This window comes from Stenotrophomonas sp. 112478_Sma (assembly GCF_056479905.1).
On sequence record NZ_CM151072.1, the window covers coordinates 1,434,129 to 1,449,095 of the forward strand.

The 14,967-nt window shown below is 65.2% G+C and carries 12 protein-coding genes and 5 tRNA genes; 13 read left to right on the top strand and 4 right to left on the bottom strand.

Going from position 1 to position 14,967, the window contains the following annotated elements; genetic code table 11:
- Positions 1 to 64 precede the first annotated feature (64 nt).
- From kdsB to ACZK08_RS06730, 12 genes are all read left to right on the top strand, one after another.
- Positions 65 to 838, top strand: a complete 774-nt coding sequence (gene kdsB, locus ACZK08_RS06675; protein WP_053519962.1) for a 3-deoxy-manno-octulosonate cytidylyltransferase — start codon at positions 65 to 67, stop codon at positions 836 to 838.
- Entirely contained in the window at positions 835 to 1,323 is a 489-nt protein-coding gene (locus ACZK08_RS06680; RefSeq protein WP_065181237.1) for a low molecular weight protein-tyrosine-phosphatase, read from the top strand. Before kdsB ends, ACZK08_RS06680 begins: the two co-directional genes overlap by 4 nt.
- On the top strand, positions 1,320 to 2,732 hold the full coding sequence (locus tag ACZK08_RS06685; RefSeq protein WP_065181238.1) for a hypothetical protein: 1,413 nt from the start codon (positions 1,320 to 1,322) through the stop codon (positions 2,730 to 2,732). The genes ACZK08_RS06680 and ACZK08_RS06685 overlap by 4 nt, the downstream gene beginning before the upstream one ends.
- Complete coding sequence (gene uvrC, locus ACZK08_RS06690) at positions 2,729 to 4,573, top strand: excinuclease ABC subunit UvrC (RefSeq protein ID WP_053519959.1); 1,845 nt, start codon at positions 2,729 to 2,731, stop codon at positions 4,571 to 4,573. Before ACZK08_RS06685 ends, uvrC begins: the two co-directional genes overlap by 4 nt.
- Before the next feature lie 18 nt (positions 4,574 to 4,591).
- Positions 4,592 to 5,221, top strand: a complete 630-nt coding sequence (gene pgsA, locus ACZK08_RS06695; RefSeq protein ID WP_065181239.1) for a CDP-diacylglycerol--glycerol-3-phosphate 3-phosphatidyltransferase — start codon at positions 4,592 to 4,594, stop codon at positions 5,219 to 5,221.
- A gap of 113 nt (positions 5,222 to 5,334) precedes the next feature.
- Positions 5,335 to 5,410 (top strand) — tRNA-Gly (locus ACZK08_RS06700).
- Between the two features lie 178 nt (positions 5,411 to 5,588).
- Positions 5,589 to 5,664, top strand: a tRNA-Gly gene (locus ACZK08_RS06705).
- Positions 5,665 to 5,819: 155 nt separating this feature from the next.
- Complete coding sequence (locus ACZK08_RS06710) at positions 5,820 to 9,122, top strand: hypothetical protein (protein ID WP_155760999.1); 3,303 nt, start codon at positions 5,820 to 5,822, stop codon at positions 9,120 to 9,122.
- Between the two features lie 55 nt (positions 9,123 to 9,177).
- Positions 9,178 to 9,253: transfer RNA gene (locus ACZK08_RS06715), tRNA-Gly, on the top strand.
- Between the two features lie 155 nt (positions 9,254 to 9,408).
- Positions 9,409 to 9,484 (top strand) — tRNA-Gly (locus tag ACZK08_RS06720).
- A gap of 67 nt (positions 9,485 to 9,551) precedes the next feature.
- Positions 9,552 to 9,625: transfer RNA gene (locus tag ACZK08_RS06725), tRNA-Cys, on the top strand.
- Between the two features lie 161 nt (positions 9,626 to 9,786).
- On the top strand, positions 9,787 to 10,902 hold the full coding sequence (locus ACZK08_RS06730) for a site-specific integrase (protein WP_478452594.1): 1,116 nt from the start codon (positions 9,787 to 9,789) through the stop codon (positions 10,900 to 10,902).
- Here the strand turns inward: ACZK08_RS06730 and ACZK08_RS06735 are convergent.
- Positions 10,890 to 11,240 (bottom strand): helix-turn-helix domain-containing protein, encoded by a 351-nt coding sequence (locus ACZK08_RS06735; RefSeq protein WP_478452596.1) that lies wholly within the window; start codon positions 11,238 to 11,240, stop codon positions 10,890 to 10,892. The two genes, ACZK08_RS06730 and ACZK08_RS06735, sit on opposite strands and share 13 nt — an antisense overlap.
- Positions 11,241 to 11,307: 67 nt before the next feature.
- On the opposite strand from ACZK08_RS06735, the gene ACZK08_RS06740 reads away from it, so the two are divergent.
- Entirely contained in the window at positions 11,308 to 11,901 is a 594-nt protein-coding gene (locus ACZK08_RS06740) for a hypothetical protein (RefSeq protein WP_478452597.1), read from the top strand.
- Between the two features lie 15 nt (positions 11,902 to 11,916).
- Here the strand turns inward: ACZK08_RS06740 and ACZK08_RS06745 are convergent, their stop codons facing one another.
- From ACZK08_RS06745 to ACZK08_RS06755, 3 genes are read right to left on the bottom strand one after another with little or no spacing between them, the layout of a single operon-like run.
- Complete coding sequence (locus ACZK08_RS06745; protein WP_478452598.1) at positions 11,917 to 13,881, bottom strand: DNA cytosine methyltransferase; 1,965 nt, start codon at positions 13,879 to 13,881, stop codon at positions 11,917 to 11,919.
- Complete coding sequence (locus tag ACZK08_RS06750) at positions 13,874 to 14,572, bottom strand: hypothetical protein (protein WP_478452599.1); 699 nt, start codon at positions 14,570 to 14,572, stop codon at positions 13,874 to 13,876. Before ACZK08_RS06750 ends, ACZK08_RS06745 begins: the two co-directional genes overlap by 8 nt.
- On the bottom strand, positions 14,569 to 14,961 hold the full coding sequence (locus ACZK08_RS06755) for a hypothetical protein (protein ID WP_478452600.1): 393 nt from the start codon (positions 14,959 to 14,961) through the stop codon (positions 14,569 to 14,571). Before ACZK08_RS06755 ends, ACZK08_RS06750 begins: the two co-directional genes overlap by 4 nt.
- Positions 14,962 to 14,967: the final 6 nt, after the last annotated feature.

Here is a 14,967-nt window from a genome sequence, read left to right on the forward strand (position 1 = left end):
ACGCTTGCAATCAGGCGCCGCTGGCCACATTCCCGTTGTAACGAGCCTGCCGAGTACCGCCCGCATGACTGAATTCGTCGTTGCCATCCCCGCCCGCTATGCCGCCTCGCGGCTGCCGGGCAAGCCACTGCGCCTGCTCGGCGGCGAGCCGCTGGTGCTGCACGTGGCGCGCCGTGCGTTGTTGGCTGGCGCTCGCGAGGTATGGGTGGCCACCGACGATCAGCGGATCGCCGACGCACTGGCGGGCCTGGGCGAAGTGAAGGTGGCGATGACCGCCGCATCGCATGCATCCGGCACGGATCGCCTGGCCGAGTGCGCGCGCATCGCCGGCTGGGACGACGACACCGTGGTGGTGAACCTGCAGGGCGATGAGCCGTTCGCGCCGGCGGCCGGCATCCGCGCCGTGGCCGAGGCGCTGGTCGATGGCGCGGCGCCGATGTCGACCCTGGCTACGACGGTCGAGGACGCCGAGACCTTGTTCGATCCGAACGTGGTCAAGCTGGTGCGCAATGTGCGCAACGAGGCGCTGTACTTCAGCCGCGCCCCGATCGCCTGGCACCGGGACGGTTTCGCACGCAGCCGCGAGGCCCTGCCTGAAGGCCACCAGTGGCTTCGTCACATCGGCATCTACGGTTATCGCGCCGGCTTCCTGCAGCAGGTCGCGGCGATGCCGCCGGGCCGGCTGGAGCAGATCGAAGCGCTGGAGCAGCTGCGCGTGCTGGAAGCCGGCTTCCCGATCAGCGTCGCCATCTCGCCTGAAGCGTTTCCGCCTGGCATCGACACCCCGGAGGACCTGGAGCGGGCCGAGGCGGTGCTGCGGGCCATGACCCCGCAATGAAGCTGCTGGTCGTCTGCCTGGGCAACATCTGCCGCTCGCCGATGGCCGAGGGGGCATTGCGCGCGCGCCTGGAGGCATCCCCATTGGCCGGCCGTGTGCAGGTCGATTCGGCCGGCACCGGCGACTGGCACGTGGGCGAGCCGCCGGACCGGCGGGCGATCGCCTGCGCAGCCGGCCATGGCGTTGACATCAGCGGGCTGCGTGCCCGCCAGCTGCGCGCCGATGACTTCCAGCGCTTCGACTGGATTCTCTGCGCCGATGAGGCCAACCTGCGCGATGCCGGACGGTTGGCCACCGCGCAGGAGCGCCAGCGCCTGGCCCTGTACCTGCCATGGTCAGGCGGGCAGTGCGCGGCCGCCATTCCGGATCCGTACACCGGTGGCAGCGATCATTTCGAGCAGGTCTGGACCCTGGTTGACCAAGCGGCAGAACGTGCGGTGGCACGACTGTTGCATGACGTCGACTCCGGCATAATCAGGGCATGAACGCCCAGCCTGTCCCGGACCTGCCCGAGTTCGCCACCTGGCTCAATGCCACCCCCTGCACCCTGGCGGAACTGCGCGGCCGGCCGGTCGCGCTGCTGTTCGTCAACGCTGCCTCTGCCTGGAGCACACAACGCCTGGCCGAGTTCGGCCAATGGCTGTCGCGCCATCCGGGCAAGCTGCAGCCGCTGGTGCTGCAGGTGCCGCGCTTCGACTTCGAGCGCGACGCCGATGCCGCGTTGAAACTGCTGCGCCGCCAGGGCCTGACCGCCCCGGTACTGCTGGATGCGGATTGGGACGGCTGGCGCCGTTTCGGTGTCACCGCGTGGCCGACCCTGATCCTTCTCGACGCGCAGGGACGCGAGCGGCAGCGGCTGGTCGGGCAGGGCGCTGCCGGCGAGCTCGAGCGCGCGCTGAACGCACTGTGCGAGGGTGCACCCTCGGCCCCGCCGCGCGGTGGCAACGAGCTGCACCCCGAGCCGCGGCATGCGTTGCGCTTTCCGCTGGGCCTGGCGGTCAGCACCGAGCGCCTGTACATCGCTGATAGCGGCCATCACCGCATTCTCGAATGCAGCCACGGCGGCCGCGTGCTTCGTCAGTTCGGGCTGGGGACCGCGGATTTCATGGATGGCAATCTGGCCGAGGCCGCCTTCCACAGGCCGCAGGCACTGGTGCTCGAGCGCGACGCCCTGTACGTCGCCGACACCGGCAACCACGCCATCCGCCGGATCAACCTGTTGACCGGTCTGGTCGACACCCTGTGCGGCAATGGGCGCCCGGGCGCGCCGGTGGAAGGGCCTATCGCCCAGCCGCGGCAGGTGCCGCTGGATCATCCGGTCGGCCTCGCCATCGCCGACAACCAGCTGCATATCGCCATGGCGGGTGACAACCGGATCTGGAGCTACCACCTCGGCCAGCGCAGCCTGCAATGGCGCGCAGGCAGTGGCGCGATCGACGAGCGCGACGGCAGTGGGCATCTGGCTGCCTTCGCGCAACCCACCGCGCTTGCCGTAGTACAACAGGTCCTGTACGTGGCCGATGCGCTGGGGTCTTCGATCCGCGCGCTGCAGCTGCGTGGGGATCTGGTGCAGACGCTTCTCGGGCAGGGCACATGGCGCTTCGGTGAAGCCGACGGCCCGCGTGCCCACGCCAGCCTGCAGTTCCCGCAGGCTATTGCACTGAGTCCGGGCGCACCGCTGCTGTGGATTGCCGATACCGGCAACGGTCGCCTGCGCACGCTGCGCCTGGGCGGCGGCGAACTGACCACGCAACCGTTGCCACGGCGCCTGCATGGCCCGGCCGGCCTGGCCGTGGGCGCGGGCGCGGTGTGGATCGCCGAGACCGACGCGCACGCCGTGCTGCGTTTCGACCCTGACAGTGGTGTACTCAGCGAAGTACCGATCAGCGAATGACCGACGTTCCCGTCCCGGCCTTCGACGGCAAGGCCTTCGCGGCCCAACTCAGTACCGCCCCCGGGGTGTACCGCATGTACGCCGCCGACGACACCCTGCTGTACGTCGGCAAGGCACGCGCGCTTCGCAACCGCGTGGGCAGCTATTTCAATGGCAGCCCGAAGAACGCGCGGATCATGTCGATGATCTCGCAGATCACGCGGATGGATGTGACTGTCACGCGCTCGGAGGCCGAGGCGCTGCTGCTGGAAAACCAGCTGATCAAGTCGCTGGCACCGCGCTACAACGTCTCCCTGCGCGACGACAAGACCTACCCGCACGTGCTGCTGACCCGCGAGGAATGGCCGCGCATCGCCCTGCACCGGGGGCCGCGTGCGATCCCCGGCCGCTATTTCGGGCCGTATCCGGGTGTCACCGCGGTGCGCGAGACGCTGAACCTGATGCACAAGCTGTTCAAGCTGCGCAGCTGCGAGGACAGCGTGTTCCGCAACCGCTCACGGCCGTGCCTGCAGTACCAGATCGGCCGCTGCAGTGCCCCCTGCGTCGAGCTGGTACCGGCAGGCGAGTATGCCGAGTCGGTGCGCCGCGCGGCGCTGTTCCTGGAAGGCAAGAGCGATGAGCTGACCCGGGAACTGGGTGAGCAGATGCAGGCTGCCAGTGAAGCACTGGAGTTCGAGCAGGCCGCGCGCCTGCGTGATCTGATTTCGTCGCTGCGCAGCATGCAGACCCGCCAGTACGTCGATGGCCGCGCCGCCGACCTGGACGTGCTGGCCGTGGCCATGCAGGGATCGCAGGCCTGCGTGCTGCTGCTGGCATTCCGCGATGGGCGCAACCTGGGCACCCGCCCGTTCTTCCCCCGCACCAATGGCGAGGACAGCCCACAGGAAGTGCTGGCGGCGTTCGTCTCCCAGTACTACATCGAGTTCGAGCCACCGCGCGAGATCCTGCTGGATCGCGAGATTCCGGATGCCGATCTGCTGATGGCCGCGCTGTCTGCTTCGGCCGAGCGCAAGGTGCAGCTGAAGTGGAACGTGCGCGGCGAGCGCGCCGGTTATGTAGAGCTGGCCAGCCGCAACGCGCAGCTGACGCTGGCCACCGAGCTCAACAGCCGCAACGCGCAACACGTGCGCAGCGAAGCCCTGCGCGAGATGCTGGGCCTGGCCGAGCCGGTCAAGCGCGTGGAGTGCTTCGACATCAGCCACACGCTGGGTGAGGCGACCGTGGCGTCCTGCGTGGTTTTCGATGCGGCCGGTCCGGTGCGTGCCCAATATCGTCGCTACAACATCAGCGGCATCGAGCCGGGCGACGACTATGCCGCCATGCGTCAGGCCATCGACCGCCGCTTCCGCCGTGCCGTGGAAGAGCAGGGCGTACTGCCCGACGTGCTGCTGATCGACGGTGGCGCCGGCCAGCTGGCGCAGGCGCAGGCAGCGCTGGCCGACCTGGGCGTGGAGGGCGTATTGCTGGTGGGCGTGGCGAAGGGCGTGGAGCGCCGCGCCGGTCATGAGGCGCTGGTCATGCCCGACGGCCGCGAGCTGCGCCCCGGTGCCGCCAATCCCGCCCTGCAGTTCATCCAGCAGGTGCGCGACGAGGCGCACCGCTTCGCCATCACCGGTCACCGCGGCCGCCGGCAGAAGGCGCGCATGACCAGCAGGCTGGAAGACATCCCGGGCATCGGCCCGCGTCGTCGTGCCAGCCTGCTGAAGCATTTCGGTGGGCTGGTCGGCCTGAAGGCGGCCGGTGAAGCGGAGATCGCCAAGGTGGAAGGCATCAATGATGCCCTCGCGGCCCGTATCTACGCTAACCTGCACGGGTTGGCCACGCCCGATGCGGCCGATTAGAGAGAGAAGCGCGCAAGCATGAAGTTGACCCTGCCCACCTGGCTGACGCTGTTGCGGATCGTGATGATCCCGGTGCTGGTGCTGGTGTTCTACCTGCCCTACACCTGGACCAACTTCGCTTCGGCGGCGATCTTCGGCTTGGCCGCGATCACCGATTGGCTCGATGGCTGGATCGCCCGCCGCTATCAGCTGGAATCGGCGTTCGGCGCCTTTCTCGACCCGGTGGCGGACAAGTTGATGGTGGCGGTGGCGCTGTTCCTGATCGTGCAGGGGCATCCGACGCCGTGGATGGCGTTCTGGGCCGCCGTCATCGTTGGCCGCGAAATCGCGGTCTCGGCATTGCGCGAATGGATGGCCGAGCTTGGCCAGCGTGCCAAGGTGCGGGTGGCGATGATCGGCAAGGTGAAGACAACGGCGCAGATGGTCGCGCTGCTGTGCCTGCTGTACTCGGTCGCGCCCAGCGTGGCGGTCGAGGACATCTGGATGGGCTGGCCGATCTTCCACATCGGTGACTGGACGCTGGCCATCGCGGCAGTGCTGACGCTGTGGTCCGGCCTGCAGTATCTGCACGCGGCCTGGCCGAGCCTGCGCGAGGACGAGCGTGCCGCACGCGAGCGCTCACGACAGAAGAAGCTGGGCAGCGGTTGATCGGCGGCACACCGGATGCCCGTCAGGTTGCGAAGCGCGCTGGTTGCTGGATGCGCGCGGTTGAAAAAAGGCCTTGACGCCCCTTCCAGAATGGGTAGAATTTCGCCTCCCAAGCGGGAATAGCTCAGTTGGTAGAGCGCAACCTTGCCAAGGTTGAGGTCGCGAGTTCGAGTCTCGTTTCCCGCTCCAGATTCTGAAAGAGAGGCCTCTGGCCTCTCTTTTTTTATGTTGTGCCGGCCCTGGATTGCCGGGCTTTCCGCTCATCCGAACCTGAACGGAAAACGGGAATCGCCGAGGAGATTTCTGTTGACGCATTGCTGCAATCTCGACACAATAGCGCTCCTTCGACGCAGGTCGAACGGAATCTGCGGGAATAGCTCAGTTGGTAGAGCGCAACCTTGCCAAGGTTGAGGTCGCGAGTTCGAGTCTCGTTTCCCGCTCCAGATTCAAAAAAGAACGCTCCCGCAAGGGGGCGTTTTTCGTTTCCGGTCAGGCCGGACCCTCCTGCCCGCCATTGCGGACCGGGCCGAATGGATATCATCCGCTGTAGTCGTCGGGGTGACGCAGGGAGCGGGGCAAGGGCTGGCAGATGGAGGCTGTGCACGAAACGAGGCAGGACGGTGGGCAGACCGCCTACCGGGCGTACCGTGATCGGATGCTGGAGGGTTGCCGGGGACGATCCGCGGGTGCGTTCCACGACGACATCGACGATGAGCAGACGGATGACCGGCCCGAAGCACCGCGCAACCGCATCCGTGGCTTCCGGATCGCAGTGGCCGAGGCGCTGCGCGGGCAAGACCCGACTGTGGTCACCGAGGAAGACATGGCGCGCCGTGCGCTGGGCATTCCGGCGGACATCGCGCTGCATCCTGGCAAGGGCCGCGGGTGGCCGCTTCTGGTGCAGGTGTTCATGCCGTTCCCGTGGGTGCTCAGGTACGTGCGACACGCGCTGTCGCGGATCCGGACGTTCGAGGGCCGCCAGTACGTGTACTGCCAGTTCCACGCACGGCTGTTCCTGCATGCGGAAGCACGCATGTACAGCCGCAGCCTGGACATCGCCCTGCGCCGCTTCGAAGCCACGTCGTGGGAAGAACTGCGGGCGCTGCAGCTGCGGGATGCCGGCTGGCTCATCGCTGCCCATCGCCTGGGCCTCCGTCGGCTGACGGACCTCGACCGGTGTGCTGGACGGTCTGAAGCGCCTGGATGGTTTGCGCGGTGGATGGTGGATGAAGGCATCATCCAGCACAAGGAAGAGCTGCAGTGGCTGCAGTCCGCGCACAGGGCATGGAGCGTCGGCTGGCGGCCGCGGCGAACGCAGCGCGAGCCGGTGCGTTCCGTTGTGCGCCAACTGATGCGCGCGGGCGTTGCGCGGCCGCACCTGGCGCGGCTTCATGATGTCGACCTGGAAGAATCTGATGCGGCGCGTCTGGCCGCGAATCTGACACTGCTGGCCGATGCCGGCATTGCGCCGGTGCACGAGGTATTCGATTCTGCACGTGATCTGTTATGGCGCACGCCGACGAAGACGTGGGCCTGGGTGGTGGGTGCAGCCGGTGCATGCACACCTGCGGATATCCACACGCTGCGCGGCTACCTGGGGTTTCATGCTCCACCGCCTGACTGGATCGCCCATCATCTGATCGCGTGTGGTACAGGCCTCGATGCACTTGCCACTTGCTGTCGGTTGCTGGGCGAGCTGAGCGATGATGCCCCGGCCGAAGATGTGGAGGCCGCCATCGATCTTCTGCTGGCAGCACCTCATTGCCTCGACTTCACGCAGTTGGGGGCCTGCAGCCAGTATCTGCGACGGCCCGATCGGCTGGATCGATTCCTGCAGGTGCTGGTTCGCCATGATCTCGGTGCAGCGGGCCACGTTGTTGCGTTCCAGGCCTGCTATCGCGTCGGTGACGCCGATCGCCTGGACGCGTGGTTGACCCTCATTGCGGGGCGCACAGCGGGCATGGACGTCGATGTCCTGGTCGAATGGGTGGGTCGAATGCTTGCACAGGGGAGCCTGGACGCATTCCAGTACCTGCATTCGGCCATTGCGCCTGCTGATTTTGCAGAGCTGCGGAAGCTGGAAGTGCTGGCGTCCCTCGGTCCGGGACTGCTGCGTTACCTGGTTGAAGACAAAGGCCTGGATTCGGTAAAAGCGCTGCGCGACTGGTACTTCGCTACCCGGGGCCTGCACGGGGTGACCTGGTGGAGCGGCAGCGATCCCGAACTGTGTCGGCTGCTGGCGGATGACGCCTTCCAGCGCCACAACTTCGGCTTCATGATGCAGAACCATCGATGCGTCCTGGAGGTGGTCGAACGACGGGCGCACCAGGTGGTTCCGCGCCCGCAGAGAACCGTCGATGCAGATGCCATGGCGCGCTACTACGATGAGCTGGCCAAGCGGCGTCGCGAAGAGATGGCGCGCCTCCTGCCGCAGTTGCCCGCGATGCTGGAGGGAACCGGCGGACTTCTGCTCGCATCGGTCCTTCGCGCAGGCGGAACGTCGATGACAGCACTGCAGGACAGGCTGGCCCGGTTACAGCCCGCGGTCGAGCAGTTGCTGGCCGGGCAGGGAGCAACGTCAGCCGAGCTGGACGAGGTGGATGCGGAGCTCATTTCGATGGTCTACCGCACGTCCGTCGATGTCGTTCGTGGAAGTTGGGCGGCGGCACGCGGATTCCAGTCGCACCTGGATGGATGGAGGCTGGAGCCGTTCCATCCGATGGCCTGGCAACGCTCGATCAGAAAACGCACAGGCGTGCTGGAGCGCAGCAGCCTGCTGGCACTGAAACGCGCCAGCGAACACGCGACGCGGTTCCAGCACGGCCCGGATGAGGGGCCGCGAACGTTCCGTGACCTGCGATCGAAGCGGTTGCTGGATCCCGCGCGGGATCCTTGGTCGGTCTCCGCCCATCTCGGCCTGCTGCTGGCTGCCGCAGGCAATGATCCGGAGATCCTCCAGTGGCGGCGCAGCACCTTCAGCGAGGTCGCCAGCATGCCGGAGGACGGTGCGCAGACCAGCGCGTACCTGGAGCAGCTGGATCGGTTGTTCAACAGCGCATTGCCGGATGCCCTCGACGAACATGCTCAGCGTTTTCTGCATAGCCTCGCTCCCGATGACGCCGGGCAGCTGCTGCAGCGGCTGCTGCCGCCGTCGCCGTCCGCTGACAGCACGGTACCGGTCATGTCACTGGATCAGGCCTTCGCGCAGATGCGCAAGAACGTTCTGGATGTGTGCGTGCGCTGGGTGAAGCGCGAGAAGGGCAGGTATGGCCGCCCGGACCCTTCCGGATCGTGCACGCATCTGCAGGCGACGTTGACCAAGCACCCGGCGGCGTACTTCGCCAAGCATGCCGCCAATCTATGCTCACGCGATCGCGTTGCGATGTGGCAGGAGGCGCGCCACGCCCACCTGGTCGTATTCGATCCGAGGCAGCGACGATTGGCGGGCATGGCCATGGTGAACATCGAGGTCGTGCCGTCCCTGCACGCTTCCGGGAGCTGCCTCATCATCCGCGCGATCAATCCCATGGAAGACATGCTTGCGACGCATTGTCTCCGGTCCATCGTGGAGTCCTTCCTGGACATCGCCATCCAGATCGCAGAACGCAACGACCTGGTTGCGGTACTGATGCCCTGGCACAACGGGGCCCATCTGTTGTCGAACCTTCCCGGGATCGAGAAGTACCTCGAGAAGCAGTACCTGCAGAAGGCCCAGGCGGCATCTGCCGACCGGTCTGGCGAACTGATGGCCAACGACGACCTGCGCCGCCGGCCCCGCAAGGTGAAGGCCAGATTCTCGGCATTCGAGCAGGGAATGGAGATCGTCGGAACGCTGTATGCGATCTGGCAGCGGGCCCCGGTGGACCAAGCCGCGCGTCGCACGCCATCGGAAGACTGTTGACGGCGTGAAGGAACTTCGACACAATAGCGCTCCTTCGACGCAGGTCGAAGAATCTGCGGGAATAGCTCAGTTGGTAGAGCGCAACCTTGCCAAGGTTGAGGTCGCGAGTTCGAGTCTCGTTTCCCGCTCCAGATTCTACAGGGCCCCGGTTGGGGCCTTGTTTTTCTCCCGCCCTTGGCAAGGCGGGGCCCGTTGAGCCACAAGGCTTTTCGCGCAGTCAGAAAAGTGAAATCAGGTGTGAAATCGCTGGTGTGAGTTCCGGGCTTCCGGTATCATGACGGCCTATGCGGGAATAGCTCAGTTGGTAGAGCGCAACCTTGCCAAGGTTGAGGTCGCGAGTTCGAGTCTCGTTTCCCGCTCCATGTTCCGACAGGCCCCATCGCGGGGTTTTGTCATGTCAGGGGCTCCATTCCTGGCGCGCAGTACGTTGGCCTCATGGCAGAGTGGCTATGCACCGGATTGCAAATCCGTTTACAGCGGTTCGATTCCGCTTGAGGCCTCCAAATAAACCCCTGATTTATCAGGGGTTTTTCTTTTTCTGGCGTTTGGCGGCGCTAGCCAAAATCCCCTGATTCGGCCCTGAAATCATCGGTCTGCCATCCGTTTCCGGGTGGCAAACTCGCGTTAACATGTGCCGAGTGCGTTTACGTGAGTTGGAGCAGGGATGGCAACCAAGCGACGCCGGGGCGACTCCTGGCAGTACACGATCAAGCGGGCGGGGCTGCTGCCCCAGCCGGTCTACCTGAGCTTTTCCTCGGAGGCGGAGGGCGACGAGTACGTGCGCCGCCTCGAGGCGCTGCTCGACCGTGGAGTGGTGCCGGAGGAGCTGGCCAACACCAAGGCCGCCGCGAAGGATCTACGCAGCCAGGTCAGCGAGTATCGGAGCGCTCAGCACATCTCTGTCGATGACGAGCAGCTGCTGCCCGTCCTGCTCTCTCGACTGCCAATCGGAATTACCCTGCCGCAGCTGACGTTTACGTGGGCGACCGAGTGGGTCACGACCATGAAGCGTGAGCAGAACCTCGCGCCTTCGACCATCCGGCACTACGTGGGGGCCTTGTCGCGGGCTCTGGACTGGCTGGCTGCGCATGGCGCGCTGCCAATGAATCCACTGCGGCTTCTGCCCCGGGGCTATTCGACGTACACGGCTGACGACAAGGTAGCTGTGAAGCGTATCGACGGGGAAGCGAAAGCTGACCAGGAGCGTGATCGCCGTCTGGAGCCTGGTGAGGAAGAACGCATCCGCGAGATCCTGGCCGGCGCAAAGCCGCCGGGGCGTCAGCGGCCGCTCGATCTGCCACAGCGCGAGGCGTTGATAATGATGTTCGACATGGCGCTGGAAACCGCCATGCGCATGCGCGAGATCTACACGCTGGAGCGCAGCCAGCTCGACGTGGCGCAGCGTACGATCTTCCTGGACAAGACCAAGAACGGGAGCAAGCGTCAGGTACCCATGACATCAGTTCTGCTGGCGAAGCTTGCCGTGTACGGGGGTGACTACGAAGGGCGGCTTTTCCCGTTCTGGACCGGAGAGCGTAGCCCTCTGGCCCTGCGGCGCGTATCGAGCAAGCTGTCGCGCCAGTTCGAACGCATCTTCGTCTCGGCGGGGTGCGCGGATCTCGGCTTCCACGATCTGCGCCACGAAGCGACGAGCCGACTGTACGAAAGGACCTCGCTGACGGACATTCAGATTGCGAAAATCACCGGGCATCGCGATCCGCGGCAATTAAAGCGGTACGCCAATCTTCGCGCTTCCGATCTGGCCGATCAGCTTTGGTGATCGGCCTGTTCGTAGGCGCGGAGGTCGGGGAGCTTTGTGCGACGCGACTTGCTTGCACGTCTTGGCGACCCTGACTCAGGCGTGTTGGCGGCAAGTCGGTTGCCGATCATCGACTTCTTTCGTTCGGCGGCCTGCCTGCGCCCTTCCGAGCGTAGGAACTCGATCAGGTCCTCGCGCAGCATGACCGTGTGCTTCTGATTTAGGCGAACGGCCGGCACCTCGCCCTTATCGACCAGTTCTTTCATTGCTTCTAGCCCGATGCGGAGGATTCTTGCGGCCGCTTCTAGACTTACCGTCTGCTCTTCGCTCTCGTAGCGTTGGGGTGCAAGGTTATTCATGCGCCCCCCCTGCCAAGCGAATATCAGGGGTGGCAGAATTCACCTTCCATAGGCAGCAGGGGGCCATATGCCGAGCAATCAATGGGCGATAGATATAAAGCAAACCATCATTCAAGCCGTTCCAAAGGTAGATGCTGCTAGCATCGATCCTGCTTGGGCACAGTTCTGGGCGAGCCTCGTTGGCCTCGTGATTGCAATCGGTGTGCCTTTGACTCTCAACCTGATGGACAGGGCGGAGCGAGTCAAAGAGAAGAAGGCGAAGGCGAACACGCATGCTATCGGTGTGCTCACTGATCTTGTAATGCTGAGAGCTGCGGTTGCTACAGCGAGAAACTCGTGCGGAAAGAGCATCGCCGAAGTGCTTAGATGGGGAAAGATCATTACGAATCTCTCGCCCCAATTGAAGGCCGTCCTGCCCTACCTTCACGAATTTGGTGGTGCATCTCAGTCGATGCAGCAGGCTTTTGCATGCATCAAGCGCATGGAACAGGTTGTGTTCATCGCTGAGAATGAGGAGAAGGATGGGGGCGTAATGAAGGACAGTACGCGACAAGGATTGTTTAGAATTCTGGAGCAGTGTGATGATCATTTGAAGCTCGCGGGTGAGGCAGTCGACAAGATGCTGAAGGGAGAGACGCGCAAAAGGTTCTGGCGACGCTGACAGCCAAGACGTGAGCTACAAGCGGCGATTCTTGCTGGAGCTTTTGGCTTCCATTTCGACGTTAGTTGCCCGCAGACGAACATTTGCTTCCAAGATGGCGCGGAGAGGTGGCGGGCTCACGCTGTTGCCAACCATGGCAACCGCGCGGCTATTGCTGACCTGCCGGCCATCCTGCGTGCGATCGATGATGTAGTTGGCGGGGAAGCCTTGAGCGCGGAACAGCTCGTGCGGCTTGAGCATGCGCAATCCGATATCCACGATCACATACGGAACGCCGCTCAGATGTACCGTGACCAGCGCCAGCCGGTCCTTCGTGGTGATGGTCGCCAGCGGCTCGTCCAGTTCGCCATGCTGTCCGCCCGTGCCGTAGTAGCGCATCAAGAAGGCTGCAACGCGCAGCGCGCCGGCTTCCTGCTCAGGGCTCAGGACGCACTCGATCAACCCATGGTGGGTTGCACCTGCGCAAATGGTGCTGAGCGGATCGGCCGTTGTTTGGCCGTCCAGGTTCCTGCGCAGCGTAACCAGGTGCGCGGTCGTGAGGCGCTGGTGGCTCCCGTTGGCGCAGATGGTCGGCAAGGGCTCATCGGCGGCACTGCCGGCGCCTTGGTAGAACCCGCCGTTGGCCTGTTCCAGAAACGCCGCCACGACCCCCATGGCATGGGCGGCACCGGCCGGCCGGGCCGCGCCAGCGCCGCTGGTGATGGTCGGCATCGGCTGGCCGGCGTCCGCGCCATCACTGCTGCCCCGGAACTTCACTAAGCTTGCAGCGGCCAGCGCGTGCTTGGTGCCTCCCGCGACCACAGTGCCTAACGGCTTATCGATGTTGAGACTGCGAGGTGCCTGACCGATCCTCTCGCCGTACCCGGACTGCACAAGCACAGGTGCCACAACGGCGTGGGAACCGCCGCGCGGCCAGGCGGTGATGGTGCCCAGCGGCTCACTTCCGGTAGCGACGCCGTTGGCGGATGCGTTCGCGCACTGCACGATGGTGGGCGACACGATCATCATCTCGCCACGGTTGGCTGCAGTGATGGTCGGCATCGGTTCACCGATTCCGTGCGGCCTACATTCCCCGCCGTGGGTGGCGTGGACGATGAACGGCTCAGTGGCATCCAGCACGAAGCGCTTGATGCCTCGGGCGATGCGCGCCTGGGTCGCATGCGCGAGCGGCTTCTTGCGGCCAAAGATGCTTGGGCACGGAATGGACCAGTCGATGCTGGATGCTGCGGACACGTGCGGCCGTGCGCGGTCAGGCCCATGGCTAGGTTCGGGCCAAACGATAGCCTCCCCGTCGCACCGGGCGATCATGTAGAGCCGCTCCCGCGTGGTTCCCGCACCGAAGTCGCAGGCTCGCAGCACGCGCCACTCCACCTGGTACCCGAGCGCCCGCAGCACAGCGACGAAGCGGCGCCAGGTGCTGCCCTCGCGCTTTTTGTCTGGGATCAGGAACTGCTGGTCCAGCGGAACGCGCTCGCCGACAGCGGCGACCATGCCGTCCAGCTTGATCACGCGGCCGGTTGCCTTGTCGCGCTTGGCGATCAGCGGGCCCCACTTCAGGATCTGCTTGACGTTCTCCAGCGTGATGATGCGCGGACGCACGGTGCCGGCCCAGCGGGGCACAACCCACGAAAGCGAGCGGGTTGCTCGGCTGCGCGGCTGACCGCCCTTGGCCTGGCTGAAGTGCGTGCAGTCCGGGCTGGCATGTAGTGCGCCCACAGGGCGACCGCCGCACTCGACGCGCGGGTCTGCTTCCCACACGTCCTGGCACAGGTGGCGAGTAAAGGGGTGATTGGCGGAGTGCAGTCCCACAGCCCAAGGGTTGTGGTTGATCGCAATGTCGACCGCCCGAGCCAGCGCTGTCTCCATCGCATGGCTTGCGCCGCCTCCTCCTGCGAACAGATCAACAACGATCTCGTCCGAGCGCAGCCATGATTTGAGGTCGTGCAACGGGAAACCGAAACCGCCGGAGCCGTCAGCCATGTGCAGTCTCCTTCGACGCCATTGCAGCGATCGCCAGAGGTCGCACGAACCACGCGGCGAGACCGTCTTCCGTCTCCCCCAGCCACGCCAGACGCCAGTCCTCTCCAGGTGCTTCAGGATTCCAGTCGCGCAGTTCCTGTGCGGCGTTGTAAGCGCCCGATCCGGTGCCCTCTTCGGAAAACTCGCCCTCGACCACGGCCAGGTCGAAGCCCTGAGCGAGGAAAAGAGGGCGCAGCGATACCTCGCGACCGTCAGCCCACATGGGCACGTCCGGGTGGCACGGGATCTCGCCGTCAGAGTTGCGCGCCGGGAGGCGACTGGGGTGGTACAGGCCGCGCCACGGGTCTGCCGGATCGACCACGGTGTGTTTCTGCTTCCTGACCAGCTCCAGCAATACAGTCGCCTGCGCCAGCCGGGCACGGGTGGTATCGCAGAGGGGCGTGTCGCCGTCCAGCAGGCTGCTACGCAGCGTCGAGACATACGCGGCTACGGGTGCTTCGAACACGCGCAGATCCTGCTGCCGGGGAAGGCGATGATGCAGGTCACGCAACGCGGTCTGCGCCTGCGCGACCGTGATGGCCTTCGCCTGGTTCGGCAGCCATACGGCCTCGACCGCAATCGCGGTGATCGTGTCGAATGCGTCGCGCAGAACGGGGCAGTTCGTGGGAAGAAGCGTGAGATTCGCGGTCATCGGCGGGCCTGCTTGAATTGGGTGTCGGTGTTGACGAACGCGCCTGCGAGCGGCGCTACCTGGGACGTCTGCTCGGCGCCAGCGCAGCGAAGTGGGAAGGGCGCGGCATGGCGATAGCGCCGGTTCGGGTCGGAGGCGAACCGGCCGGCGTCGATGCGAATCACCTGGTACTCAGGGAAAGCCTCATCCGGAAGCACTTCGCGTGCTTCCTCGATCAGCGCGACAAAGCGCGCCTGCCACTCGACCGGCATCGATTGCAGGGTGCGACGCGGCACCACGTGATAGGCGGCGCGGCTGAGGCCGAAGGCGCGCCAGACGGGCCCATCGGAATAGGTACTGCCGGGCCTGCCGGGTTCGGTGGCGGTCGCGGCGTGGGATTCGCTGCTCATGCGTGC